Origin of the sequence: Streptomyces sennicomposti (genome assembly GCF_019890635.1) — a bacterium.
Lineage (GTDB): Bacteria > Actinomycetota > Actinomycetes > Streptomycetales > Streptomycetaceae > Streptomyces > Streptomyces sennicomposti.
The window spans coordinates 1-25,487 of the sequence record NZ_JAIOAB010000080.1; the positions used below are offsets into that span (position 1 = coordinate 1).

The 25,487-nt window shown below is 72.8% G+C and carries 23 protein-coding genes, 2 tRNA genes and 1 other RNA gene; 10 read left to right on the forward strand and 16 right to left on the reverse strand.

From position 1 onward, the window contains the following. Together K7787_RS28985 and K7787_RS28990 are read right to left on the reverse strand one after the other, a co-directional pair. Positions 1-1,773, reverse strand: a 1,773-nt coding sequence (locus K7787_RS28985; RefSeq protein WP_504740010.1) for an MDR family MFS transporter, incomplete at its 3' end; no start/stop codon positions are given. Between the two features lie 121 nt (positions 1,774-1,894). Continuing rightward, positions 1,895-2,419: a MarR family winged helix-turn-helix transcriptional regulator gene (locus K7787_RS28990; RefSeq protein WP_043261030.1), complete on the reverse strand. Its 525-nt coding sequence runs from the start codon at positions 2,417-2,419 to the stop codon at positions 1,895-1,897. Positions 2,420-2,829: 410 nt separating this feature from the next. Here K7787_RS28990 and K7787_RS28995 point away from each other — a divergent pair, with 410 nt between their 5' ends. Beyond that, on the forward strand, positions 2,830-3,027 hold the full coding sequence (locus K7787_RS28995; protein ID WP_019983025.1) for a hypothetical protein: 198 nt from the start codon (positions 2,830-2,832) through the stop codon (positions 3,025-3,027). Positions 3,028-3,174: 147 nt separating this feature from the next. Here K7787_RS28995 and K7787_RS29000 read toward each other — a convergent pair whose 3' ends face one another. The 8 genes from K7787_RS29000 to K7787_RS29035 all read right to left on the reverse strand — a co-directional run bounded on the left by K7787_RS29000 (position 3,175) and on the right by K7787_RS29035 (position 8,671). Next, on the reverse strand, positions 3,175-4,083 hold the full coding sequence (locus K7787_RS29000; RefSeq protein WP_009189465.1) for an RNA polymerase sigma factor SigF: 909 nt from the start codon (positions 4,081-4,083) through the stop codon (positions 3,175-3,177). A 247-nt stretch (positions 4,084-4,330) separates the two neighbouring features. Continuing rightward, entirely contained in the window at positions 4,331-5,263 is a 933-nt protein-coding gene (locus K7787_RS29005; RefSeq protein ID WP_247721391.1) for an RNA polymerase sigma factor SigF, read from the reverse strand. 202 nt (positions 5,264-5,465) lie between these two features. Then, on the reverse strand, positions 5,466-5,759 hold the full coding sequence (locus tag K7787_RS29010) for a Dabb family protein (protein ID WP_009189463.1): 294 nt from the start codon (positions 5,757-5,759) through the stop codon (positions 5,466-5,468). Next, the gene (locus K7787_RS29015) at positions 5,759-5,935 is read right to left on the reverse strand and encodes a hypothetical protein (RefSeq protein ID WP_009189462.1); all 177 of its coding nucleotides are present in this window, start codon (positions 5,933-5,935) and stop codon (positions 5,759-5,761) included. The genes K7787_RS29010 and K7787_RS29015 overlap by 1 nt, the downstream gene beginning before the upstream one ends. Before the next feature lie 131 nt (positions 5,936-6,066). Further along, positions 6,067-6,151, reverse strand: a tRNA-Ser gene (locus K7787_RS29020). Between the two features lie 78 nt (positions 6,152-6,229). Next, positions 6,230-6,658, reverse strand: a complete 429-nt coding sequence (gene tadA, locus K7787_RS29025; RefSeq protein WP_009189461.1) for a tRNA adenosine(34) deaminase TadA — start codon at positions 6,656-6,658, stop codon at positions 6,230-6,232. Between the two features lie 323 nt (positions 6,659-6,981). Then, positions 6,982-7,521, reverse strand: a complete 540-nt coding sequence (locus K7787_RS29030) for a tRNA adenosine deaminase-associated protein (RefSeq protein WP_009189460.1) — start codon at positions 7,519-7,521, stop codon at positions 6,982-6,984. Between the two features lie 862 nt (positions 7,522-8,383). Beyond that, entirely contained in the window at positions 8,384-8,671 is a 288-nt protein-coding gene (locus K7787_RS29035; RefSeq protein WP_247721395.1) for a hypothetical protein, read from the reverse strand. A 718-nt stretch (positions 8,672-9,389) separates the two neighbouring features. On the opposite strand from K7787_RS29035, the gene upp reads away from it, so the two are divergent. Beyond that, positions 9,390-10,025, forward strand: a complete 636-nt coding sequence (gene upp / locus K7787_RS29040; protein WP_009189458.1) for a uracil phosphoribosyltransferase — start codon at positions 9,390-9,392, stop codon at positions 10,023-10,025. A gap of 84 nt (positions 10,026-10,109) precedes the next feature. On the opposite strand, the gene K7787_RS29045 is transcribed toward upp, so the two are convergent. After that, a complete protein-coding gene (locus tag K7787_RS29045) occupies positions 10,110-10,730 on the reverse strand; it encodes a LytR C-terminal domain-containing protein (protein WP_009189457.1) in 621 nt (206 codons plus the stop codon). A gap of 136 nt (positions 10,731-10,866) precedes the next feature. After that, positions 10,867-11,163, reverse strand: coding sequence for a type II toxin-antitoxin system VapB family antitoxin (locus K7787_RS29050; protein ID WP_004943146.1), 297 nt, complete (start codon positions 11,161-11,163; stop codon positions 10,867-10,869). Between the two features lie 162 nt (positions 11,164-11,325). On the opposite strand from K7787_RS29050, the gene K7787_RS29055 reads away from it, so the two are divergent. After that, positions 11,326-13,200: a helicase HerA-like domain-containing protein gene (locus tag K7787_RS29055; RefSeq protein ID WP_247721390.1), complete on the forward strand. Its 1,875-nt coding sequence runs from the start codon at positions 11,326-11,328 to the stop codon at positions 13,198-13,200. Between the two features lie 92 nt (positions 13,201-13,292). Here the strand turns inward: K7787_RS29055 and K7787_RS29060 are convergent, their stop codons facing one another. Next, complete coding sequence (locus K7787_RS29060; RefSeq protein WP_009189455.1) at positions 13,293-13,892, reverse strand: HhH-GPD-type base excision DNA repair protein; 600 nt, start codon at positions 13,890-13,892, stop codon at positions 13,293-13,295. A gap of 442 nt (positions 13,893-14,334) precedes the next feature. On the opposite strand from K7787_RS29060, the gene K7787_RS29065 reads away from it, so the two are divergent. After that, positions 14,335-16,155 carry a copper resistance CopC/CopD family protein gene (locus tag K7787_RS29065; RefSeq protein ID WP_223003466.1) on the forward strand — a complete coding sequence of 607 codons (1,821 nt, stop codon included), beginning with the start codon at positions 14,335-14,337 and terminating at the stop codon, positions 16,153-16,155. Between the two features lie 54 nt (positions 16,156-16,209). Here K7787_RS29065 and K7787_RS29070 read toward each other — a convergent pair whose 3' ends face one another. After that, positions 16,210-17,241, reverse strand: a complete 1,032-nt coding sequence (locus tag K7787_RS29070; protein WP_223003467.1) for a DUF72 domain-containing protein — start codon at positions 17,239-17,241, stop codon at positions 16,210-16,212. A 344-nt stretch (positions 17,242-17,585) separates the two neighbouring features. Between K7787_RS29070 and K7787_RS29075 the strand changes: the two genes are divergently transcribed. The 4 genes from K7787_RS29075 (at position 17,586) to K7787_RS29090 (ending at position 21,272) form a co-directional block, all read left to right on the forward strand. Next, entirely contained in the window at positions 17,586-17,774 is a 189-nt protein-coding gene (locus K7787_RS29075; protein ID WP_156301887.1) for a hypothetical protein, read from the forward strand. 99 nt (positions 17,775-17,873) lie between these two features. After that, entirely contained in the window at positions 17,874-19,010 is a 1,137-nt protein-coding gene (locus K7787_RS29080) for a DUF2637 domain-containing protein (protein ID WP_223003468.1), read from the forward strand. A gap of 166 nt (positions 19,011-19,176) precedes the next feature. Then, on the forward strand, positions 19,177-19,518 hold the full coding sequence (locus K7787_RS29085; RefSeq protein WP_009189451.1) for an ArsR/SmtB family transcription factor: 342 nt from the start codon (positions 19,177-19,179) through the stop codon (positions 19,516-19,518). Continuing rightward, positions 19,515-21,272: a SulP family inorganic anion transporter gene (locus K7787_RS29090; protein ID WP_223003469.1), complete on the forward strand. Its 1,758-nt coding sequence runs from the start codon at positions 19,515-19,517 to the stop codon at positions 21,270-21,272. Before K7787_RS29085 ends, K7787_RS29090 begins: the two co-directional genes overlap by 4 nt. Before the next feature lie 448 nt (positions 21,273-21,720). On the opposite strand, the gene K7787_RS29095 is transcribed toward K7787_RS29090, so the two are convergent. Together K7787_RS29095 and K7787_RS29100 are read right to left on the reverse strand one after the other, a co-directional pair. Further along, positions 21,721-22,443, reverse strand: coding sequence for a DUF6313 family protein (locus K7787_RS29095; RefSeq protein WP_308036492.1), 723 nt, complete (start codon positions 22,441-22,443; stop codon positions 21,721-21,723). A gap of 401 nt (positions 22,444-22,844) precedes the next feature. Beyond that, positions 22,845-22,932, reverse strand: a tRNA-Ser gene (locus tag K7787_RS29100). 73 nt (positions 22,933-23,005) lie between these two features. On the opposite strand from K7787_RS29100, the gene ffs reads away from it, so the two are divergent. Further along, positions 23,006-23,100, forward strand: an RNA gene (gene ffs / locus K7787_RS29105) — signal recognition particle sRNA small type. A 230-nt stretch (positions 23,101-23,330) separates the two neighbouring features. Further along, positions 23,331-25,487, forward strand: a 2,157-nt coding sequence (locus tag K7787_RS29110; RefSeq protein ID WP_223003471.1) for a DNA polymerase III subunit gamma and tau, incomplete at its 3' end; no start/stop codon positions are given.

A 25,487-nucleotide genomic window follows, 5' to 3' on the forward strand; every position in this document is an offset into this window, starting at 1 on the left:
GCGCACGAACCCGCGCACCGGAATCCCACCACCCGCACCCGCACCCTCGGGGGCGACGGTCGCGACCGCGGCCAGACGCTGCGCGCCCTGCGGGCCCGCCTCGGCGCCGGAGTCCGCACCGGCCCAGCTCGGCACCCGCTCACCCGCGGGAGTGAAAGTGTCCGACACGGCGGCCTCGGCGATAGGGGCCTGGGTCTGCGCCTCGGCGACGGCCGGAGCCGCGGCCGGGTCCACCGGGGCGGCTTCGCCCTCGGCGCCCTGCGCCAGCGCGCCCTTCGTGCGCAGCGGGACCTCCTTGATGAACAGCGTGATCAGGAAGGCGATCGCCGCCATGCCGCCCGCGATCATGAAGATGTCGGCGATGCCGTGCCCGTAGGCGCTCTCCATGACGGTGCGCAGCGGGGCGGGCAGCGCGTCCATGTCCGGGATGGTGCCGCTGCCGGAGCCGGAACCGCCGGCGAGCTGCGCGTACTTAGGGCCGAGGTCGGCCAGGCCGTCCTTGACGTAGTCGGTGATCCGGTTGGCCATCACGGCGCCCAGCGCGGAGACGCCGACCGCACCGCCGAGGGAGCGGAAGAAGGTGACCGTGGAGCTGGCCGAGCCGAGGTCGCTCGGCTCCACCTGGTTCTGCGTGCACAGCACCAGGTTCTGCATCATCATGCCGATGCCGAGACCCAGCAGGGCCATGAAGATGGCCATCTTCCAGTAGTCCGTGTCGTACCGGATGGTGCCGAGCAGGACGAGACCGGCCGTCACCAGGACGCCACCGCTGACCAGCCACGCCTTCCAGCGCCCGGTACGGGTGATGAACTGGCCGGAGACGGTGGAGGAGATGAACAGGCCACCGATCATCGGGATCGTCATGACGCCGGACATCGTCGGGGACTTGTCGCGGGCCAGCTGGAAGTACTGGCTGAAGAAGACGGTGCCGGTGAACATCGCGATGCCCACGAAGAGCGAGGCGAGCGACGCCAGCGTGATGGTGCGGTTGCGGAACAGCCGCAGCGGGATGATCGGCTCGGCGGCCTTCGACTCGACCAGCACGAACAGCGCGCCGAGGACGACGGAACCGGCGACCATCGCGGCGGTCTGCCACGACATCCAGTCGTACTTGTCACCGGCGAAGGTGACCCAGATCAGCAGCAGCGACACGGCCGCGGAGATCAGGAACGCGCCGAGCCAGTCGACCTTCACCTGACGCTTCACGACGGGCAGGTGCAGGGTCTTCTGCAGCACGATCAGGGCGATCACCGCGAACGGCACGCCGACGTAGAAGCACCAGCGCCAGCCGAGCCAGGAGGTGTCGGTGATGACGCCGCCGAGCAGCGGGCCGCCGACGGTGGCGACGGCGAACGTGGCGCCCAGGTAACCGGAGTAGCGGCCGCGCTCACGCGGGGAGATCATCGCGGCCATGACGATCTGCGCCAGCGCGGACAGACCGCCGACGCCGATGCCCTGGACCACGCGGCAGACGATCAGCATGCCGGGGTTCTGCGAGAGACCGGCCGCCATCGACGCCACGACGTAGATGACCAGGGCTATCTGGACGAGCGCCTTCTTGCTGTACAGGTCGGCGAGCTTGCCCCACAGGGGAGTGGCCGCGGTCATCGACAGCAGGGCCGCCGTGACCACCCAGGTGTAGGCGGACTGGCCGCCACCGAGGTCGCCGATGATCTTCGGCAGGGCGTTGGAGACGATCGTGGACGACAGGATCGCCACGAACATGCCGAGCAGCAGCCCGGAGAGCGCCTCCATGATCTGCCGGTGCGTCATCGGAGCGTCGCCCGGGGAGTCTCCCCCACGCTTGGCGTGAGCCCGCACACCGGCTGGTGTGGTCGTTGCCATGGGCTTCCTTTACTTACGTGCTTGCGGGTGTACGGGTGGTCTGTTGTGACTACGGGATCGGCGGCGCCGTGGCCGCGGGCGCGGATGCGGTCGCCGTGGTCGCGGGCTGCTCGGCCATGGGCGCGGGCAGCCGGACCGGGGTGGACCGGCAGTCGCCGAAGCTGTCGCGCAGCCGGCCCATCAGCCGGATGAGCTGGCCGACCTCGTCGTCGGTCCAGTCGCTCAGCCGCTCCGCGAACAGGTGCGTGGTGCGCCGGGACAGCTCGGCGAGCTGGTCGACCCCGGCGGGCGTCAGGCGCAGGATGCGCGAACGCTTGTCCGCCGGGTCCGGCAGCCGCTCGATCCAGCCGCGTGCGGCGATGTGCGCGACATGCCGGCTGGTCACCGACATGTCCACGGCGAGCAGCTCGGCGAGCTTGCTCATGCGCATGTCGCCGTGGCGGCCGATCAGGGTCAGCGCGGCGGCGGAGCCGGCCGGGCAGTCGGGCGGCAGGATCCGCCCCATGTCCCGTTTCACGGCGCCTACGGCACTGAGCTGACGCGCCAGTTCTTCGTACTGCGCCCGCTCGGCCATCACACCTCCCGTAATCGTTGCTTGGGGCAACCATACGATCGGTTGGTTGCTGCAGGCAAACAAACAGAGGTCTGCTGGCGCAAAAACTTGGCAAAGGCAAGTATTGCGGGTGTAAACCCGCAGGTGGAGAGAGGTGACGCGTGATCACGGGCACGGCGAAGGACGCGGACGCGCATCGCCAGCCCGTCCGGCGCTTGAGGACGAGGCCGTCCAGGCCGATACGGCACGTTGGAGGGCGCGGGCGCGTGTCCAGCCCGTCCGGCGTTTGAGGACGAGGCCGTTCAGGCCGAAGGCGGGGTCTGGGGGCGGCAGCCCCCAGGGACGTTCACCCCAACTGGGGTAGAAATCAAGCGAGGAAGAGCACACCCCCACTTGGGCAGCGGCCGGCGTCTTCGCTAGGGTCTCGGGCCATGGCTAACACCCAGGGCCCCCAGGGCAACTACGACCCCGCCGGCAGCACCCAGATGTTCCGCGCGTTCGTCGACGAGGCCGCCCCCCAGGGCCGGCAGCAGCCGCAGACCTCCTCCGGCCCGCGCATCGGCCTGATCGTCGGTGTCGTCGTCGCCGTGGTGATCGTCGCGGTCGTCGCGTGGCTGGCGCTCAAGTAGGAGGCGCGACCGGAGCCCCCTGACCCGGGCCTCCGTACAGACGTAAACCTCTGTACGGACGTATGGACGGACGACGGCCGCCGACGCGCCAGGAGAGCGCATCGGCGGCCATGAGTCGTGCCCGCCCGCGGTGGGCGCCGCGGGGTCTCAGTCGGAGATGAGCCCGTCCCGCAGCTGCGCCAGGGTCCGGGTGAGCAGCCGGGAGACGTGCATCTGCGAGATGCCGACCTCCTCGCCGATCTGCGACTGGGTCATGTTGGCGAAGAAGCGCAGCATGATGATCCGCCGCTCCCGGGGCGGCAGCTTGGCCAGCAGCGGCTTGAGCGACTCGCGGTACTCCACGCCCTCCAGCGCCGAGTCCTCGTAGCCGAGGCGGTCCGCGAGGGAGCCCTCGCCGCCGTCGTCCTCGGGGGCCGGGGAGTCGAGGGACGAGGCGGTGTACGCGTTGCCGACCGCGAGGCCGTCGACGACGTCCTCCTCGGACACGCCCAGCACGGCGGCGAGTTCGGCGACGGTGGGCGACCGGTCCAGCTTCTGCGACAGCTCGTCGCTGGCCTTGGTGAGCGCGAGCCGCAGCTCCTGCAGGCGCCGGGGCACCCGCACCGACCACGAGGTGTCGCGGAAGAAGCGCTTGATCTCGCCGACGACGGTCGGCATCGCGAAGGTCGGGAACTCCACGCCGCGTTCGCAGTCGAAGCGGTCGATCGCCTTGATCAGACCGATGGTGCCGACCTGGACGATGTCCTCCATCGGCTCGTTGCGCGAGCGGAAGCGGGCGGCCGCGTAGCGGACGAGGGGGAGGTTCAGCTCGATGAGGGTGTCCCGGACGTAGGCACGCTCGGGGCTGTCCTCCTCCAGCGCGGCGAGCCGCAGGAACAGGGAGCGGGACAGGGTGCGGGTGTCGATGGCCTCCGGAGCCTCCAGCACCGGGGCCGGGTCCGGCGCGGCCTCGAGAGCCGCCACGTCGTCGAGGGCGTCGATCGGCTCGAGCGCCGGGGAAGGGGCCTCGCTCTTGCTGAGCGTCAGCACCTCGGAGCTGCCCTGTTCTGCGGACATGCCACCCCCTCTGGGTCGCGGGACGGTCTCGGCCGGGCTCCTCGACGAGGAGAACCTCAGCCCTCACCTGAATACCGGAGCCGGAGCCACGGCAAACGCGCTTCCCGCAGAATGTCACATGTCGGCAACGCGCCGTAGTGACATGTCGACATCCGATTCACGAAACGGCCCTGGCAGAACGGGGTCTGACGATCAGTCGGACCGTGCTTGTCGGGATCTGTCCTGGTGAGCGAATCGCTCGTGAAGGTTACGCCTCGATCCTGTTTGCGGATCGCAGTCGCTGGAAGCTGCGTGCCAGGAGCCGGGACACGTGCATCTGGGAGACGCCCAGCTCCGCGCTGATCTGTGACTGCGTCAGATTGCTGTAGTAGCGCAGCAGGAGGATGCGCTGTTCGCGCTCGGGGAGCTGGACGAGGAGATGGCGGACGAGGTCGCGGTGCTCGACGCCGTCGAGGGCGGGGTCCTCGTAGCCGAGCCGGTCGAGCAGTCCGGGCAGCCCGTCGCCCTCCTGGGCCGCCTCCAGGGAGGTGGCGTGGTACGACCGCCCCGCCTCGATGCAGGAGAGCACCTCCTCCTCGGTGATGCGCAGCCGCTCGGCGATCTCGGCGGTGGTGGGGGAGCGGCCGAAGGCGGTCGTCAGGTCCTCGGTCGCGCTGTTGACCTGCACCCACAGCTCGTGCAGCCGGCGCGGCACGTGCACGGTGCGGACGTTGTCGCGGAAGTAGCGCTTGATCTCGCCGACGACGGTCGGCATCGCGAAGGTCGGGAACTGCACGCCCCGGTCGGGGTCGAAGCGGTCGATGGCGTTGATCAGCCCGATGGTGCCGACCTGGACGACGTCCTCCATCGGCTCGTTGCGGGAGCGGAAGCGGCCGGCCGCGTAGCGCACCAGCGGGAGGTTGGCCTCGATGAGCGCCCCGCGCACGCGGGCGTGCTCGGAGGTGCCCGGTTCCAGCTCCTTGAGCTGGGTGAAGAGCACCTGGGTGAGGGCCCGGGTGTCGGCGCCGCGCCGCTTCTCCGGCTTCTCCGGTTGCTCCAGCCTCTCGGGCTGCCCGGACTGTTCCGGCTTCTCCGTCTCTGCCGGCGCGGGGGCGGCGGTCGGGGCCGGGGCGGGCCCGGGGTGTGCGGCCTCGGCGGGAGCCTCTTCCTGGGGCGGCGCAGTACTGGCCGACACGGTCAACGCCACCTCTTCATCGATCAACTCATCCGTCAAAAGCGGTCATAGCATCACAAGACAGGCACAGAGTGTTCAAGCACCGCATATGCACGTGTTGAGGGAGGAAAAGGCGGGTAAGGCATGGCAAAGCCCCGCACCTCTTCAGGGCGCCCGGGGGCATCCTCTCCGGTGCGGGGCCGGCCGCGTGCTCGCGCGGCCGTACGACTCAGAAGTCGTAGTCCGCGATCACCCAGGTGGCGAACTCGCGCCACAGGGCCACCCCGGCCTGGTGCGCCGGGTGCTCCAGGTACCGCTTCAGCGCGTCGGCGTCCTCGACGGCCGAGTTGATCGCGAAGTCGTAGGCGATGGGGCGGTCGCTGGTGTTCCAGCCGCACTCCCAGAAGCGCAGCTCGTCGATCTGGCCGCCGAGTGCGCGGAAGGCCTCGGCGCCGGCCACGACGCGCGGGTCGTCGCGCTCGACGCCCTCGTTGAGCTTGAAGAGGACCAGATGGCGGATCATCACTTACCTCCGTTGGCGGCCCAGGTCATGAAGTCGCCGATGGCCCCGGCCGCGTCCGATATGCCCTGGAACCCTATCTGGACGTAGTCGGCGGCCTTCGCCGGGTCCGTGATGATCACATAGAGCGCGAAGACCACGAGTGCATAGACGACGATCTTCTTGGCGTTCACCGCCATCGCGGCCTCCCCCTGTCACTGGTTTGCCCTGTCCGGCGGTCGCGTCGTCGCCGGCTGCGAGCCGAGCGCTGTCGATGATCGCAGATGATCGCACAAAGGGCCTCGTCCGATCGGACGAGGCCCTTCAAGAGCGGTAGCGGAGGGATTTGAACCCTCGGTGACTTGCGCCACACTCGCTTTCGAGGCGAGCTCCTTCGGCCGCTCGGACACGCTACCGAGGGAGACCTTACAGCACGTGGGCCGTGCTCAGAAATCCAATTCCCCCGGCCGTCGCGGGGCGTCTTCGCCAGGGTGTCAGCGGGCGCGGAAGAACTCGGTGAGGAGCGCGGCGCAGTCCTCGGCGAGCACGCCCTCGATCACCTCGGGCCGGTGGTTGAGGCGACGGTCGCGTACGACGTCCCAGAGCGAGCCGGCGGCGCCCGCCTTCTCGTCGCGGGCGCCGTAGACCACCCGGTCGACGCGGGACAGGACGAGGGCGCCCGCGCACATCGTGCACGGCTCCAGCGTGACGACCAGCGTGCAGCCGGACAGCCGCCACTCGCCGACCCGTTCGGCGGCCCGCCGGATGGCCAGGACCTCGGCGTGGGCGGTCGGGTCGCCGGTGGCCTCGCGCTCGTTGTGGCCCGCGCCGAGCACGGCGCCGTCGGCGGAGAGGACGACGGCGCCGACGGGGACGTCACCGCCCTCGACCGCCCGCCGGGCCTCGGCGAGGGCGAGCCGCATGGCGTCCCGCCAGGGGTCCCGTACGGGGTCGGGTGCGGGGAGTGGGCTGGGTGAGGGCGAGGAGGGTGAGGGTGAGGGGGCTGAGGTGGGCGTGTTCGGAACGGTCGTTCCAGGATCGGCGAATCCGGGTCCCGGGCCGGGTCCGCCGGATTCGAGACCGGGGCCTGGGCCGGATTCGGGATCGGGCCCGGGATCGGGTCCGATTTCGAGACCGGGGCCGGGTCCGGGATCGATCCCGGGCGTGGCCGCCTTCCCCGGCTCGGACGCGGGCCGGGGTCCGGACGTCTCCGGTTGCTCCTTCGGGGTGTGCGGGGTGTGCGGGGTCAGCGGACGGTCTCCAGGACCTCCGAGGCGCCCAGGGACTCGGCGATCGTGTTCAGCGCGTCGTCCGCGTCCAGGGCGCGCAGCTCCTTCTCGGTGACGCCCAGGTCCTCGAGGATCTGGCCGTCGCCCAACGGACTGTGCGTGATGGTCTCGGACGAGCCGGTCTCCTCCTCCTCGTCGTCACCGGCGGACGCGGGCTCGCCGTCCTCCGTGCCGTCGAGGTCGAGGGCGTCCAGGTCGGGGACGTCGTCACCGGGCTCCCGGCCGAGCAGTTCGTCGGTGAGCAGGATCTCGCCGTACGAGCTGCGGGCCGCGGCCGCGGCGTCCGAGACGTAGATACGAGGGTCGTCCTCGCCGTCCACGCGTACGACGCCGAACCACGCGTCCTCCTGCTCGATGAGGACGAGCACGGTGTCGTCCTCGGGCGAGGCCTCCCGGGCCAGGTCTGCCAGGTCGGACAGCGTCTCCACATCGTCGAGCTCTGTGTCGCTCGCTTCCCACCCGTCTTCGGTGCGCGCGAGCAGTGCGGCGAAGTACACCGTGACTCTCCCACTGGTCATAGGCGTGCCGGTTGGGGGTCCCCCCGGCGGAGGTTCTGGGCGGGGAGAGCTGGCTCCGAGCCCCACCCACTCGGAATCGTGGCAGAAACAAGGCCTTCAGGGGACGTCTTCGGCACCCTGTGTCCGGCTGTTTTGCCGTACGCCGGTGAAGGACTCACCAGCGCACTCGTTGCCGCCACCTGCGGATCGTACGCGGCTTTGCCCGCCGGCCACGCACGGCCGCCGCGCAACGCCCGTGCGGACGTCGGCATTTCCCCGCGTGGCACCACCCGGCCGCCCGGCGCGCCGCCCACCCGGCCACCCCCGCACGTCCGCCCGGTCCGCCCGGAGGTCACAGGTCCGTCTGGCGTGGCGCGGGGGCCTCCGAGCGGGGTCCGCCGGCCCGAAGGCGGGGGCGTCGTCCGGCCTTCGGCCGTGGGCGGAGCCTGCGTGGCGCGGCGGGTGATCGGCGGTGTGGTCTGGGAGGGGGAGACGGGTGTGGTCTGGGAGGGGGAGAGAAGGGGGCCTGCCCGTGTCGCGTGGCGTGGCCCTTGGACGAGGCGCGTCCGCACGGCGTGGCGGGCGGCCGTCGGCGGTGCGTGCCTGTCCGAGGTGCCTGGCGTGGCCGGGTGCGGCCGGTGTCTGCCGGTGGGAGGCACGCAGCCGTGCGGCGTGGCGTGTGCTTCTGGGGGGCGGGGCGCGTTCATGCAGGCGCATTCCTGCGGGGCCGGGCGGCCGTGGCGCGTGGCCTCCGGGGGTGGGTGGTGCCTGTCCGAGAAGCCCGGCGGGGCCGGAAGCGGCAGGTGGCTGCCGTGGGAGGCGCGTCGCCGTGACGGCGTGGCGCGGCTCGGTCGGCCGGGGGCTACCAGCGGAAGGTGCGCATCCGCATCGCGTGCCGCAGCCGGGCGGCCTTGGCGCGGCGCGGCTGGACGCGGTCGCGCAGCTCGCGCGCCTCGGCGAGATCGCGCAGGAACTGGGCGCGCCGACGCCGACGCTGGGCGTCGCTCTCCTCACCGTCCAGGGCCTCGGGCGCCTGCACGGCACCGGGCACCCGCGTGCCGTCGGCCGCCTGCGTGCCGCCGACCGTCCGCGTTGCCTCGGCAGACGGCTCGGCGCCGAGGGGCTGCGAGGGGACGGAGTCGCCTGCCATCGCGGGGGCCCGCCCGGCCCCGGAGGCTTCCGGGGGCCCGGCGACCTGTGCGGCTCCTGCGGCTCGCAGTGACCCCGCCTCGGCCTTCCCGGCCCTGGAAACGTCAGCCGCCCTGGATCCCTGCCTGGTCCCAGGGGTCTCCCTCGCCCTGGTGGCCTCCGCCGTCCCGGCGGTCTCCGTCACTCCGGCGGACTCCCCCGCCCCGGCGGTCTTCGTGGCCTGTTCTGTGGGCCCGCCCTGCGCTGGCGCGGGGTTTCTCGGGGCGCGGCCCGTCGGCTGCGGGCGGTCCGTGGTCCGCGGACGCCCCGAGGTCCGTACGCGCCCCGATCCCGGTGCGCGCCCCGACGTCCGCGGGGGAGTCGCGGTCCGTGTGCGGGCCGCCGGGTCCGGTGTGTCCGCCGTCCCGGGCTGTGTGCCCGGCGACGGACGATTCTTGCGGGAGTGCCGGTCAGGCATTGGTTCATCACCCCAGTCCGTCCCTCCCGCCTTCCCTCGGACAGCGGGTTTGATGCCCCGGCGGCGCAGGACGGCCGGGCCCCGCGGCACGGACGGCACCGACACGGCGGTACGGACGGCACCGATTCAGCGGCCCGGGCCGGGAGGCGGCACGGGGGGCGGCTGGCACGCGGGCCGACACCGGCCCGGCCCCGGGCCGGCGGGCCCTGCGGCCCGGGACCAGGGGCGGCAGGGGCACTCAGCGCCCGGTTACTGTTGGCACATGCGTCTCCATGTCGTCGACCACCCCCTGGTCGCTCACAAGCTCACCACGCTGCGCGACCGCCGCACCGACTCCGCCACCTTCCGCCGGCTCGCCGACGAGCTGGTCACCCTGCTCGCCTACGAGGCGACGCGCGACGTGCGGACCGAGCAGGTCGACATCTCCACCCCGGTCGCGCAGACCACCGGCGTCAAGCTGTCCCACCCGCGCCCGCTGGTGGTGCCGATCCTGCGGGCCGGCCTCGGCATGCTGGACGGCATGGTGCGGCTGCTGCCGACCGCCGAGGTGGGCTTCCTGGGCATGATCCGCAACGAGGAGACGCTGCAGGCCTCGACGTACGCCACGCGGATGCCGGAGGACCTCTCCGGCCGTCAGGTCTACGTCCTGGACCCGATGCTCGCCACCGGCGGCACGCTGGTCGCGGCGATCCAGGAGCTGATCAAGCGCGGCGCCGACGACGTGACCGCCGTGGTGCTGCTGGCCGCCCCGGAGGGCGTCGAGGTCATGGAACGCGACCTGGCGGGCACCCCGGTCACGGTCGTGACGGCGTCGGTGGACGAACGCCTGAACGAGCACGGCTACATCATCCCGGGCCTCGGAGACGCGGGCGACCGCATGTACGGCTCGGCGGAGTAACCGGACCGCCCGGACCGGGCTCGGACCGCGCGGTCCGAGCCCCGCCGATCGGGGCGGCCACGAGCCGCCCCCTTCAGCACCCCTTCAGCACCCCTTCTTAGGAGCGACCGGCGCCGGCGCGGTCAGCGCCGCCAGCGCCTTGTCCGCCGCCGGCTTCTGCGCGAGCTGCTGGAACGCCGTGCCGATGATCAGATCGACGTCGGTCCCCTTACGGATGTCCGTACGCCGCTCCGCCCCCGGCAGCTGAGTCCCCAGCACGGGCAGCGAGGTGTTCAGGGCGGAGGCCGGTCCGACCAGGACCCCCGCGCCCTTGATCTTCTTGTCGTACTCCTTGGGCGCGTTGCCCACCTGCCCGATGCGGAAGCCGCGCTTCTTCAGCTCGTCCGCGGTCTGCTTGGCCAGTCCGCCGCGGGGCGTGGCGTTGAGGACGTTGACGGTGATCGCGCCCGGCTTGGGCAGCGCCGGCGCCGTACTCGCCCGGGCGGAGGCCGACTTGACCGCCGCGTCGGTCGCGCAGTGCGCCTTGCCGCCGGCCGCCGCGGCCTTCTCGCCGCCGGTGAAGACGTCGATGAGCTGCAGTGTGCCCCAGCCGATCACACCGAGCACGACGACGGAGGCGGCGGCCAGGAACGCGAGCCTGCCGTGTCGCCGGGGCCTGCGCATCCGCGGGTACTTGTTGCCCGTGATCCGGTACTTCCCGCCCATGCCGGGGGGAGTGAGCATGCTCATGGGCGCAGCGTAGTGCGCCCGGGCAGTGTTTCCTACTGGATGATCATCGGATACCGCCCAGCAGAACCCGAAAGGTCCAAGCGGTCGCCGGACCGCCCGTTCCGCGGCGGGCTCAGTCCAGTTCGAGGACGCGCGCGTGCAGCACCTGACGCTGTTGCAGCGCCGCCCGCACCGCGCGGTGGAGGCCGTCCTCCAGATACAGGTCGCCCTGCCACTTGACCACATGGGCGAAGAGGTCGCCGTAGAAGGTCGAGTCCTCCGCGAGCAGGGTCTCGAGGTCGAGCTGCTGCTTGGTGGTCACGAGCTGATCGAGGCGGACCGGGCGCGGCGCGACGTCCGCCCACTGCCGGGTGCTTTCCCGGCCGTGGTCGGGGTACGGCCGGCCGTTTCCGATGCGCTTGAAGATCACACGGAAAGCCTACCGGCCAAGAGCTTCCGGGCGCAGCCCAGGCGTCGTAGTGCGAGGCTGGAAATGCCACGGCAAACCCGGACGAACCGGGAACGGCAGCTGAACCGGAGGCTACGCCGAGGGATGCGGCGGAGTCCGACACGGGCTGAACAGGGGCTTGAGATGAACGACGGCGAGACCTCCCCCGAGACAACCGGAACCTCGCCCGAGACGCCCGCGACCGCCCCCGAGACGCCCGCGACCGCCGCCGAGACGCCCGCGACCGCCTCCAGGGCAACCGGAACTCCTCCCCGGGCGACCGAAGCCTCACCCCGGGCGACCGAAGCCTCTTCCCGGGCCACCGGAGCCTCCCGCGAGCCCCCCGGCCCCGCCGACACGCCGCCCCCGCCGCCGCAGGCCCCCGCCCCCTCCACCGCGCCCCCGCCGGAGGCGCCCGCGCCCCCGCCGGAGGCATCCGTAGCCCCGCCCGCACCGGAGACCCCCCTCCCACCCCCGGCCCAGCGGATCGCCGCCGGATACGCCCCCACCGGCCCCGCCCTCGACCTCGGCGCCCTCCTCTGGGACGGGCGGTGTCTGCCCGAGGCGCAGGTGCGCGTCCCGCTGGCGATGCTCAACCGGCACGGCCTGGTCGCGGGCGCCACCGGCACCGGCAAGACCAAGACGCTCCAGCTGATCGCCGAACAGCTCTCGGCGCAGGGCGTGCCCGTCTTCCTCGCCGATGTGAAGGGCGACCTGTCCGGCATCTCGGAGCCGGGCGCGGTGAACGACCGGATCCGCTCGCGGGCCGCCGAGGTCCGCCAGCACTGGACGCCGAACGGCTCCCCGGCCGAGTTCTACGCGCTCGGCGGGCAGGGCCACGGCGTACCGCTCCGGGCGACCGTCACCAGCTTCGGCCCCCTGCTGCTGTCCAAGGTCCTCGAACTCAACCAGACCCAGGAGCAGTCCCTCGCCCTGATCTTCCACTACGCCGACGCCAAGGGCCTGGAGCTGATCGACCTCAAGGACCTCAGGGCGGTCGTCGCCTTCCTCACCTCCGACGAGGGCAGGGGCGAACTGAGGGGCATCGGCGGTCTCTCGGCCGCCACGGCCGGGGTGATCCTGCGGTCCCTCACCGCCTTCGAGGCGCAGGGCATGGCGGACTTCTTCGGCGAACCGGAGTTCGACACGGGCGAGTTCCTGCGTACGACGGGCGACGGCCGCGGGGTCGTCTCCGTCCTCGAACTGCCCGCCGTCCAGGACCGGCCGCGGCTCTTCTCGACCTTCCTGATGTGGCTGCTCGCCGACCTCTTCCACGATCTGCCCGAGGTCGGCGACCTGGACCGGCCGAAGCTGGTGTTCTTCTTCGACGAGGCGCATCTGCTGTTCGACGACGCCTCGAAGGCGTTCCTGGAGTCGATCACGCAGACGGTGCGCCTGATCCGCTCCAAGGGCGTCGGCGTCTTCTTCGTCACCCAGACGCCCAAGGACGTGCCCGGCGACGTCCTCGGCCAGCTCGGCAACCGGATCCAGCACGCGCTGCGCGCCTTCACCCCCGACGACCAGAAGGCGCTGAAGGCGACGGTGCGGACGTTCCCGGACTCGGCGTACGACCTGGAGGAGGTGCTGACCGGGCTCGGCATCGGCGAGGCGGTGGTGACGGTGCTCGGAGAGACCGGCGCGCCGACGCCGGTCGCGGCGACCCGGCTGCGCGCACCCGAGTCGCTGATGGGCCCGGCGGACGAGGCGGCACTGGACCACGCGGTGCGCGGGTCCGCCCTCTACGAACGTTATGCACAGCCTGTGGACCGAGAGACGGCGTACGAGAAACTGACGGCCGGACAGGAGGAACGGGAACGGGAACGGGCGGCGGCGCGGGCAACGCGGACAGGGCAGACGCAGCCTCGGTCCGGAGCCGAGTCCGGGCCTGGGCCTGAGCCGTCCATGCTCGAACAAGTGGTCGCCAGCGGGGTCTTCCGGTCCCTGGCCCGCTCGGTCGGCACCCAGCTCGGCAGGGAGATCACCCGCTCCCTCTTCGGCACGGCCCGCAGAAGGCGCTGACGCCCCACCCGGCGGCGGACGTCCCCAGGACCGGCGCCCCCAGGACCGGCGTCCCCAGGACGAACACCCCCGGGCCTGTCAGGCCCGGCCCGTCACGCTCCGCCCCCGGAGGACTTCGCCGCCTTCGCCGCGGCCTTCATCTCCTGCTTGTGCGCCCGCACCTTGCTCAGGGACTCCGGCCCGGTGATGTCGGCGACGGACCGGAAGGACTCCGGCTCGCCGTACGCCCCCGCGGCCTCGCGCCACCCGTCCGGGCGCACTCCGAGCTGCTTGCCGAGCAGGGCGAGGAAGATCTGCGCCTTCTGCTTGCCGAAGCCGGGCAGTTCCTCCAGCCGGCGCAGCAGCTCCCGCCCGCTGTCCACGCCCCGCCACACGGCCTCGGGATCGCCGTCGTAGTGCTCGACGAGGTAGTGGCACAGCTGCTGGATGCGCTTGGCCATGGAGCCGGGGTAGCGGTGCACGGCCGGCTTGTCGGAGAGCAGCCGGCCGAAGGTCTCCGGCTCGAACGCCGCGATCTCATGGGCGTCCAGGTCCTCGGTGCCCATGCGCCGGGCGATCGTCGCCGGTCCCTTGAACGCCCACTCCATCGGGACCTGCTGGTCCAGCAGCATCCCGATCAGCGCGGCGAGCGGACTGCGGCCGAGCAGCGCGTCGGCCTCGGGGTCCTGGGCGAGGTGCAGGGTGACGTCCATGTCCCGATGATCGCCCGCCGGACGGCGGACCGCAGCCGGACCGGGAGAAGCGGGACGGGATGCGGGTGAAGTGGGACGGGGTGCGGGTGAAGCGGACGCGGCGTACGAGGCGGTGCGCGCCGGGGTCGTACGCCGGCTCGCGGCCCACCCGGCGTTCACCCCGCTCGCCGAACCGCCCGCCCACCCGGAGGTGTTCCTCCCTGGCTGGCCCTGGCTCCCCGCACCGCCAGCCTCGCCGCCCCCGCACCACGAATCCCGCCGCACGCGCGCCGCCGCCTCGCCGCCCCCCGCGCCACGAACCTCGTCGTACCCCCGCCGCCGATCTCGTCGTACCGCGCGGTGAGTGATCCGCCGTCCGGCCCCGTACGTATCCGCGAGCCGGCAAGTCCCCGGACGGAGAAGCGACGTGACCCGACGGCGGTGCGAAGGGTGCGAACAGCACGTGGGACAGGCGCGGGACGCCGGTGCGCGCCGGCGGCTCCCCCGCCTGGCGCTGCTCGGCGTGCTCGTGGCCCTGCTCCTCCTCGGCGGCGCGGGCGCCGCGTCGGCCCACGCCGGTCTGCGGTCCGCCGACCCCGCCGACGGGACGGTCCTCGCGTCGGCCCCCCGCGCCCTCACCCTGACCTTCACCGAGTCCGTCGGCCTGCTCGACGACTCCTTCCGGCTGTTCGCGCCCGACGGACGGCGGGTGCGCACGGGGGAGCCCCGGCACGCGCCCGGCCGTACCGACACGGCCCAGGTGGCCTTCCCCGCCGGGCTGGGGCAGGGCACCTTCACCGTGGCCTGGCGGGTGGTGTCGGCGGACAGCCACCCGGTCTCCGGCGCCTTCACCTTCTCGGTGGGCAGACCGTCCCCCGCCACGGCCGCCGTCGATACGGGCCCGGCCGAGGACCCGCTGACCGGCAGCCTCTACGACCTCGCCCGCTACGCCGCGTACGGCGCCGCCGCCCTGCTCGTCGGCACGGCGGCCTTCGTCCTGCTGTGCCGCCCGCCGGACCCCGGCCCGCTGCGCCGCCCGCTGGCGGCGGGCTGGTGGCTGCTGCTCGCCGCCACGCTCGCGTTGGTCGTCCTGCGGGCGCCCTACGAGTCGGGCGCCGGCCCGGCCGCCGCCTTCACCCCCTCGGCCCTGTCCCGCACCCTGGCGACCCGCCCGGGCGTGGTCCTGCTGATCCGCCTGGCCCTGCTCGCACCGACGGCCCTGTTCCTCGTACGACTGTGCCGACGCGGGCCGCAGCCGGACGCGCCGGGGGAGGGACGTACCGCCCCGCAGCGTGAGGGCCGTACCCCCGCCTCCTCCCGCGCCGCCCTCGCGACGGGCGCCGTACTCGCCCTGGCCCTCGCCCTGACCTGGGCGGCCTCCGACCACGCCTCGGCCGGCCTCCAGGTCCCCGCGGCGATGGCCTCCTCGGTGCTGCACCTGCTGGCGATGGCGGTGTGGCTGGGCGGCCTGACGGCACTCCTCACCACCCTGCAGCGCACCCCCCGGACGACGACCGCCGCCGACACGGACGGCTCGGCCGGCACCGCACCCGCCGCGCTCGTCGCACCGCTGGCGGCGACGGCAGCCCGCTTCTCCCGGCTCGCCTTCCTGGCCGTCACCGTCCTCGTGGCCACCGGGATCTACCAGTCCTGGCGCGGCCTCGGCTCCTGGCCCGCGCTCACCGGCACGGCGTACGGGCGGCTGCTGCTGGTCAAACTGTTCGCCGTGGTGCTGCTGCTCGCCGTGGCGGCCGGCTCGCGGCACTGGACGGCGCGGCTGGCGGCGGCGCGCACCGGCCTGCGCGCGCTGCGCCGCTCGGTGCTGGCGGAAGTCGCCGTGGGCGTAGCGGTGCTGATGGTGTCCACGGTGCTGAGCGGCACCCTGCCGGGCCGCGCCGCGACCGAGGCGGCCGAGGCCGCGCCCGTGGCGGCCGGGGTGCCGGGCGCCTCCGTCACGGAGATCCCGTTCGACACCGGCTCCCCCGGCGGCCGGGGCACGGTGCAGATCACGCTGGAGCCGGGCCGGGTGGGCCAGAACGCCGTGGAGGCCGTGGTGTTCGGCCCCGACGGCGGCCTGTCCACCGTCCCCGAACTCCGGCTGTCCCTGTCCCTGCCCGACCGCGACATCGGCCCGATCGACGCCCGGCTCGTCAACAGGGGCGGCTACTGGGGCACCGACTCCCTGAACCTGCCGTTCCCCGGCGCGTGGAGCGCGAAGGCGACGGTGCGGGTGTCGGACCTGGACCAGGGGAGCGGGTCGAGGACGGTACGGATCACGCGGTAGGGAACGGTCAGAAGGCGGTGGGGGACGGTCAGAAGAGGGTGAGGGAGGAAACGGTCAGAAGAGGGTGAGGGGGGAAGGGCCGGCGGAGGGGACGCCCCCGCCGTCGAGCAGTGCGCGCATCCGCTCGGCGGCCCGCACCGCCGCGTCGCCGCAGCAGTTGTTGAACAGCACGTGCACCCGTTCCACCCGCGCCGCGAGCGCCCGCACCCGCGGCACCCACTCCGCCAACTCCGTGTCCGTGTACTCGTGGCGGAAGCGGTCCTCCTTGCTCCCGGTCCCCCAGGCGGTGCTGCGTCCATGGAAGCGGACGACGGAGAGCCGGGGCGAGGTGACCGGCGTGACGGGCGGGACGGAGGCGGGCAGCGTCTGCGCCATGTCGACGGCGACGGCGGCGAAGCCGTGGCGGCGCAGCAGGGCGGCCGTCGCGCCTGCCTGTTCCTCGCGCCACCACGCGGGGTGGCGGAACTCCACGGACACCGGCCACTTGGCGGTCCGCCCGGCGCACTCGGCGAGGAACTCCTCGGACCGCGGGCCCGGCCGGAACCACGGCGGGAACTGGAACAGCACACTGCCCAGCCGCCCGGCGCGCCGCAACGGCCCGATGCCCTCGGCGAACCGTTCCCACACGGCGTCCAGCAGCGCCGGGTCCCGCGAGTCCCGCAGGTCCCGCGAGTCCCGCGAGTCCCGCGGGTCCCGCGGGTCCCGCGAGTCCCGCAAGTCCCGCAGGTCCCGCGAGTCCCGCGAGTCGCGCAGATCCCGTAGGCCCTGCGGGTCGCGCCGGTCCCCCGAGGCCCCGGCGCCCCCGCGCAGATCGGGCGGCAGGGCGGCGTCCCGGGTCGGATGGCCGGTGAGCAGGGAGAACGCCTTCACGTCGAAGACGAACCCGTCCGGCGTCCGCTCGGCCCACAGCCGGCTGTTCCGCTCGCCGGGGAGGGCGTAGTAGGTCGAGTCGACCTCGACGACCGGCAGCCGCCCGGCGTAGTGCCGCAGCCGCCCCTCCGGACTCCGGGAGCCGACCGGGTACCACCCGCTGCGCACCAGCATCGGGTCCGTCCACGAACACGCACCGACCAGGATCTCGCCCATGCCGCAGCGCTTACCCCGAACGGCGCAGCGGGCACGGCGCCCGGCGTGCCCCGGCACACCTCGGTACGACGGGCGGCGCACGAGGGGGCTCACGAGTGCCCCACGGCCGTCCGGACCGTAGATGCGATGGAAGGCAAATCCGCACGTTGGCCCACCCGAGGGGCCTGCGGACCGGCTCCGTTCCCTTTCCGTAACCTCCCCTATTCCGTTGCGTTATGTCGATGTCTGCGTCCATTTCGTCGGCTGGACGGATGAAACATCCGATCGCATATATAGGTCTAATCGGGGAATTCCTTCACCCGTTTGCCGCGCATCCGGGAAAGTCGGGTGGCGTTAGTTCGGATATGACTAAGGCAAACGGGGAAGGGTACTGGGGCGCGCTCGTGGGCCGCGAGCGGCAGGACCCGAGTGCCGGAGCGACCGAGCCGCTGGTGCGGGACTTCCTGGACGCGATGAGCGCCCTGGAGGCCGATCTCGCCCGCCGCTGGGTCGGCCCGGAGGCCCGGCGGCCCGCTGTCGCGCGTCCCGAATAGCCGGGCCGCGTCATGTATGACGAACGTATCGACGGACGTCCGGACGGATGGATGGACGGCCGTGCTGATGGTCGCATCGACGGTCGTGTGGACGGTCGTATGGATGGCCGCATCGACGGCCGTATCGACGGTCTCCCGGGTTATTCGACCGATTATCCTTACGCCTACTCGTACGCGAATCCGTATCTGAATCCCTACCTCGACGGACCGGGCGAGGAGTACGCCCCCGTCCCGGAATCAGCGGCGGAAACCGGAACCGTCACGGGAACGGGCCGGCACAGGGCACCGACCCAGTTCTTCTCCGGCCCCCTGATCCCGCCGGACTCGGCCTGGGACCCCGCCGAGGAACTGGCCTTCATGCTCCAGGACGCCATGGCGCGGCAGCAGTGGCCGGGCATGCCGGACCCCAGGGACGAGTTCCACCAGGTCCCGCAGAGCCGGCCGGCCGCGGAGAACATCCCGCCGGAGGCGCCCGAGGCGGAAGGACCCGCGGCCGAGGAGGCTCAGCAGACCCCGCAGACCCCGCAGACCCCGCAGACCCCGCAGACCCCGTCGGCGGTGCCGGCGGCACCGGCTGAACCGGCGTCACCGCCGCCGCAGTCCGCCACCCCGGCCGCCTCGCCCCTGGCGAACCTCCAGGCGATCACCGAGGAACTGCCCCCGCTGGCGCGAGGGTCCCGGGGCCACCGCAAGGTCCGCGAACGCAAGCGCCCGAACACGATCCGCACCGCCAGCCGCGTCCTCGCCGCGGCGGCCGCGGTCACGGCGTCCTCGGTGAGCTTCTTCGGCGGCATGGTCGCCTACGAGCCGCTGCGCGTCGTGGCGGTGGCCCGGATGCACGAGGGCATCGCGTCCTGGTGGCCGCTGCTGGTCTACGGCCCCTGGCTGGTGGCGTCGCTGTCCGTGCTGCGCGCCGCACTGCACCGGCGCCGGGCGGTGCACTCCTGGTGCGTGGTGCTGCTGTTCTCGTCCATCGCGACGCTGCTGTGCGTGATCCAGGCGCCCAGGACGATCGTGGACATGGCCGCGGCCACGCTCCCGGGCCTGGCCTCCCTGGCCTGCTTCCAGCAGCTGGTACGCCAGATCACCCTCACCCGCCCGCCCCGCCGCCGGGCCCCCCGCCACCGCGTACGCCGCACCCAGCCGGAGCCGAAGGCGCAGACGGCCCCGCAGACGGCGGCGCGCTCCTCGGCCAAGGCACAGTCCCCGACCCCGTCCCCAGCCCCGGCCGGCTGAGGACTGGGGCCGGGGCCTGCCCCGGTATGGCTGGATGCGGAATTGCAAAATTTCGCAATTAGGAAGATGCTATGACGGCTGTGCCCGCAGGTAGCCGCGGGCACAGCCGCACGCATCCGCCGTACGCGTCGGCCCCAGGCGGGGCTCGCAGGAAAGCCGAGGGGCCGTGTCCGTTCCGCTGTACCAGGCCAAGGCCGAGTTCTTCCGGATGCTGGGGCATCCCGTACGGATACGGGTCCTGGAACTGCTCCAGGACGGGCCGAAGCCCGTACGGGACCTGCTCGCCGCCATCGAGGTGGAGCCGCCCGGACTCTCCCAGCAGCTGGCCGTGCTGCGCCGCTCGGGAATCGTGACGGCCACCCGAGAGGGCTCGACCGTCGTCTACGCGCTGGCGGGCGGCGACGTCGCCGACCTGATGCGGGCCGCGCGGCGGATCCTGACCGAGATGCTGGCCGGGCGCAACGAGCTGCTGGCCGAGCTGCGGGAAGCGGAGACCGACGCGCGATGAGCGCGTCCTTCGGCCGGGTGCGGGCCCGGCTCCTGTCGCTGCTGCCCGGCCGCGCCGACCTCGCGGAGATCCGGCGCGACCCGCGCCGGGACCTGCTCGCCGGTCTCACCGTGGCGATCGTCGCACTGCCGCTCGCCCTCGGCTTCGGCGTCTCCTCCGGTCTGGGCGCCGAGGCGGGACTGGCGACCGCCGTGATCGCGGGCGCGGTCGCCGCGGTGTTCGGCGGGTCCAACCTGCAGGTGTCCGGCCCGACGGGGGCCATGACGGTGGTCCTGGTGCCGATCGTGGGGCAGTACGGGCCGGGCGGGGTGCTCACCGTCGGGCTCATGGCGGGCGTCATGCTCGTCGGCCTGGCGGCGCTGCGGGCCGGCAAGTACATGCAGTACGTGCCCGCGCCGGTCGTCGAGGGCTTCACCCTCGGCATCGCCTGCGTGATCGGCCTCCAGCAGATCCCGAACGCGCTCGGCGTGCCCAAGCCCGAGGGCGACCGGGTGCTGGTGGTGACCTGGCGGGCCGTGGAGGAGTTCGCGAAGGCCCCCAACTGGACGGCGGCCTCTCTCGCGGTCGCGGTGGCCGCGGTCATGCTGACCGGGGCGCGATGGCGGCCGACGGTGCCGTTCTCGATCGTCGCCGTCGTCGCGGCGACGGTGGTGGCGCAGCTGGCCCACCTGGACGCGGCGAAGCCGATCGGCGACCTGCCCTCGGGGCTGTCCCTGCCGTCGCTGTCCTTCCTGGACCCCGGCTCGCTCGGCACCCTGCTCGCCCCCGCCGTGGCGGTCGCCGCCCTGGCCGCCCTGGAGTCCCTGCTGTCCGCGTCGGTCGCCGACGGCATGACGGTCGGGCAGAAGCACGACCCGGACCGGGAGCTGTTCGGCCAGGGTCTCGCGAACATCGCCGCCCCGCTGTTCGGCGGGGTCCCGGCGACCGGCGCCATCGCCCGCACCGCCGTCAACGTGCGGACGGGCGCGAGCTCCCGGCTGGCCTCGCTCACCCACGCCGCCGTCCTCGCCGTGATCGTCTTCGCGGCGGCCCCGCTCGTCTCCAGGATCCCGCTGGCCGCCCTCGCCGGCGTCCTGCTGGCGACCGCGATCCGCATGGTCGAGGTCGGCTCGCTGAAGGCCATGGCGAAGGCCACCCGCTCCGACGCCCTCGTCCTCGTCCTGACCGCCGCGGCGACGCTGGCCCTGGACCTGGTGTACGCCGTGATCATCGGCCTCGTCGTCGCCGGCGCCCTCGCCCTGCGCGCCGTCGCCCGGCAGGCCCGCTTCGAGCAGATGCCGCTCGACCGGGGCGACCACAGCGCGGAGGAACACGCGCTGCTCGCCGAGCACATCGTCGCCTACCGGATCGACGGGCCCCTGTTCTTCGCCGCCGCCCACCGCTTCCTGCTGGAGCTGACGGAGGTCGCCGACGTCCGCGTGGTCATCCTGCGCATGTCGCGGGTGTCGACCATGGACGCCACCGGCGCCCTGGTCCTCAAGGACGTGGTGGAGAAGCTGGACCGGCGCGGCATCGCCGTCATGATCTCCGGGATACGCCCCGGCCAGCGCCAGGTCCTCGACTCGGTGGGCGCACTCGGCCCCCTCCGCCTGGCGGGCCGCGAGTACGCCACCACCCCCGAGGCGATCCAGGGCGCCCACGCCCACCTGGAACGAACCGGCGTCCTGACCACAGCCCCCACACGGCCCCCGACCGCGACGCCGACCCTGACACGGCCCCCGATGTCGGCCGCCGACGAGGAACCCGCCCGCTGAGCTGGCCGCTCCCGGCGTGGACCCCGTTCGAGGGCGGCCGGGAGGCACGGGGCGGGGCAGCCGGGTCGCGTGTACGGCAGTGAACGGTGGCTGCCGGAGGCGCGGTGGTCGAAGACCAGGACGACGAGCGGCTCAGAACGCACGCGGCCCAGGATCAGCCCCGCTGTGACGGCGTACGCCAGGTTCGTGAGGTACCGCGAACTTCGGCAGCCAGAGCGACGCTGTCCGGCACTTGCCTCTCTTGGGATGCCCAGGCCAGATCGATGTACATGAGTGCGGCGGCTGAGCTGCCGAGCTGAGTTCCGTGACCTTCGACTCCCCAGCGGGCGAGGTGACGTGCCCCCTCGTCCAGGCCGTCCTCGGGAGCGGTGGGAAAGATCTCGCGCAGGGCAGCGCGAGCGATCTCCACGGCGCTTCGTGTCTGCATCGTAAAGGCCCTCCTGAGGGGTCACGGTTGGTTGGCGCGTGCGGTGCACACAAGGCACTTGTCCTGGTAGCCGGTCATCCACATCACCGCGCGGGCGAAGCTCTCGGCGGATTCCAGGGCCTCGGTGCGGTCCAGTTGAGCGAGTTCGACTGTGCAGAGCACGTCCCGCACCAAGACCTCCCAGTGGTCCTGGGCCTTCTTCCAGTCTCCCCGGTGGGCCCGCCTCACATAGCGGTCCAGGAACTCTTGGTCCACCGCGCTCTTCAAGTGCAGTGACTCGAGGAAAGTGATCCGCCCCGGCAACTTGAGCCGGCGGCCGAGACCCCTCTGCTGAAAGAGGTGATTGGTGGCGATCTCCTTGACCCGCTGCATACGGGCAGCGATCACATGACCGGCCACCCCACCGATGAGGGCGGGCACCAGCAGCCAGCCGAGTACCGAGGCACCCCACGACGATCCGTGCACGGGCGGATCGATGAGCGTGAACGCCCTGTAGACGCCGCTCCAACCCTTTTCGGATCGGCTGGCACCGAACACCCAGACGAACCCGATCACCAGGACGATCGGTACACCCCAGTCGATGAACCACTGTGTGACACCCGACAACGCCTTGCGTGAGCGGAATGTACGCCGTACCCACACCGCCACGGACTGCCCACGCAGCGGTGGCAGGGAGGGCGGTAGAGGCGGCTGAGGTGGTGGTGGCAACGGAGGCCCTCCAAGGAGGCGACAGGGCTCGGTCACCGCAAGTGACGCTCTCATGCGGTCCCTGGTTGCGGCCTCCGAGCCCGGGGGTCGGCAGGCGGGCCGCTTGCCTCGCACCACATGAGGTCGTCTTCGATGACCAAGGCGCCCGCACGATGCGCGGCACACCGCGGCCACCGCGCTGCGACTGCTGGAGTTCCGGGTCGCGTCATTGACCAGATCATGGGTGGGGGGCACCTGGTGGGGCGGCACGGATGCACGCGCGTACCTGTACGTGACCGTTCCCACGCCCAGGAGGCGGCCCCGGAGATCGAACCAGCCGTCTGGGGAGCCCCGGAAAACCTCGGTGCGGACGAATGCCAGGACAACGAGGTCTGAGGACAACGCCGAAGGGCCCCCTGTTTCCAGGGGGCCCTTCGACATCGTGCCCGGTGAGGCACTGGCGGAGGATACGAGATTCGAACTCGTGAGGGGTTGCCCCCAACACGCTTTCCAAGCGTGCGCCCTAGGCCTCTAGGCGAATCCTCCGCCGGAAACATTACATGACCGAGAGGAGTGCTCGCGAACTCGTTCCGCACCGCCCGCATCAGGTAGGCTTCTCGCAGCCCCTCACGCGGCGCTATCTGACTGAACTCCCCCAGGGCCGGAAGGCAGCAAGGGTAGGTCGGCTCTGGCGGGTGCGTGGGGGGCCCTCGCGTTTCCGGGGGCGCCGGCGACCGCCGGGCCGCGGCGCCGGTTTCCGGGCGCGGGGCCACGGTGCCGGTTTCCCGCCCGCGCCCCTCGGCCGTACGTCTGCGCCCGTCGGCCGTACGTCCGCGCCCCTCAGTGGTACGTCCGCGCCCGTCGGCCGTACCGCCGTCCCTGCGTGACGGAGGCCTTATCGCTGGCCCGCCGGTTTGTCAGTGGTCGCCTATAACCTCGTATGCGTGTCGTCTCTCGCGCTGTACCGCCGCTACCGCCCCGAGTCCTTCGCCGAGGTCATCGGGCAGGAGCATGTCACCGACCCGTTGCAGCAGGCGCTGCGGAACAACCGGGTCAATCACGCGTACCTGTTCAGCGGCCCGCGCGGATGCGGCAAGACGACCAGCGCCCGCATCCTCGCCCGCTGCCTGAACTGCGAGGAAGGCCCCACGCCCACCCCCTGCGGCGCGTGCCAGTCCTGTCAGGACCTCGCGCGCAACGGCCCCGGCTCCATCGACGTCATCGAGATCGACGCCGCTTCGCACGGTGGCGTGGACGACGCCCGTGACCTGCGGGAGAAGGCCTTCTTCGGGCCCGCCCGCAGCCGGTACAAGATCTACATCATCGACGAGGCCCACATGGTCACGTCGGCCGGTTTCAACGCGCTGCTCAAGGTCGTCGAGGAGCCCCCGGAGCACCTGAAGTTCATCTTCGCCACCACCGAGCCCGAGAAGGTCATCGGGACGATCCGGTCGCGCACCCACCACTACCCCTTCCGGCTCGTCCCGCCGGGCACCCTGCGGGAGTACCTCGGCGAGGTGTGCCAGAAGGAGGACATCCCGGTCGAGGAGGGCGTGCTCCCGCTGGTGGTGCGGGCCGGCGCCGGTTCCGTGCGTGACTCCATGTCCGTCATGGACCAGCTGCTCGCCGGCGCCGGTGCGGACGGTGTGACGTACGCCATGGCCACCTCGCTCCTCGGGTACACCGACGGCTCGCTGCTCGACTCCGTGGTCGAGGCCTTCTCCTCCGGGAACGGCTCGGCCGCCTTCGAGGTCGTCGACCGCGTCATCGAGGGGGGCAACGACCCCCGCCGCTTCGTCGCCGACCTGCTGGAGCGGCTGCGCGACCTGGTGATCCTCGCCGCCGTGCCCGACGCGGCCGAGAAGGGCCTCATCGACGCGCCCGCCGACGTGATCGAGCGTATGCAGGCCCAGGCGCGGTCCTTCGGCGCCGCCGAGCTGAGCCGCGCCGCCGACATCGTCAACGAGGGCCTGACCGAGATGCGCGGCGCGACCTCGCCCCGCCTCCAGCTCGAACTGATCTGCGCCCGCGTGCTGCTGCCCACCGCGTACGGCGACGAGCGGTCCGTGATGGCCCGCCTCGACCGCCTGGAGCGGGGCGTGAGCTTCAGCACGGGGGCGGGGGCGCCCGCGATGGGGTACGTGCCCGGGGCGGAGGCGCATGCCGGTGCCGGGATCGGCGGCGGCGGTGGTGCGTCCGTTCCGCCCGGTGGCGGTGCCGCGGCGGCCCGGGCGGCCGTACGGGGCGGTCCTGGTACGCCTGGGGCGGCCCCTGAGGGGCCCGTCGGCGGTCCGGGCGGTTCCGTCGGCGGTCCGGGTGGTCCGGCTGGCCCCGGGGCCTTCCCCGCCGCCCCGAGCGGGCCCGCGTCCGCGCCGCCGTCCGCGCCCACGTCCGTGCCCTCCGGTCCGGCTGCCGGTGACCACTTCCAGGAGACGCCCGCGGCCGCACAGGCCGCACCAGCCACACAAGCTCCCCCTGCCGCACCGGCGGCAGCGCCCGCACCGGCCCCGCAGGCCCCTCCGGCCGCCGCACCTGGCGCCTGGCCCGCCGCGGCCGCCGCAGGCGGTGGCCGGCGGCCCGGCGGCTGGCCCACGGCGGCGGCCCCGGGCCGGGGACCCGCCCCGGCGGCGCAGCCGGCCGCCGCGGCCCCACAGCCCGCACCCGCGCAGTCTGCCCCCGCGCAGTCCGCGTCGGCCGCTCCCGCGGCCTCCGCCGGCTTCGCCGCTCCCGCCCCGGCGGCCGGCGGGCTCGACCCGCGCACGTTGTGGCCCAACATCCTGGAGGCGGTGAAGAACCGCCGCCGCTTCACCTGGATCCTGCTCAGCCAGAACGCCCAGGTCGCGGGCTTCGACGGCACCACCCTCCAGATCGCCTTCGTCAACTCCGGCGCCCGCGACAACTTCGCCGGCAGCGGCAGCGAGGACGTGCTGCGGCAGGCGCTGGCGGAGCAGTTCAACGTCCAGTGGAAGATCGAGGCGATCGTCGACCCGACCGGAGGCGGCAGCTCCGCGCCCCCGCCCGCCGGTGGCTACGGGGGCGGTGGCTACGGCGGTGGCGGCTACGGCGGCGGCGCCCCCGCCCCCGCGCGCCCCGCGGGCACC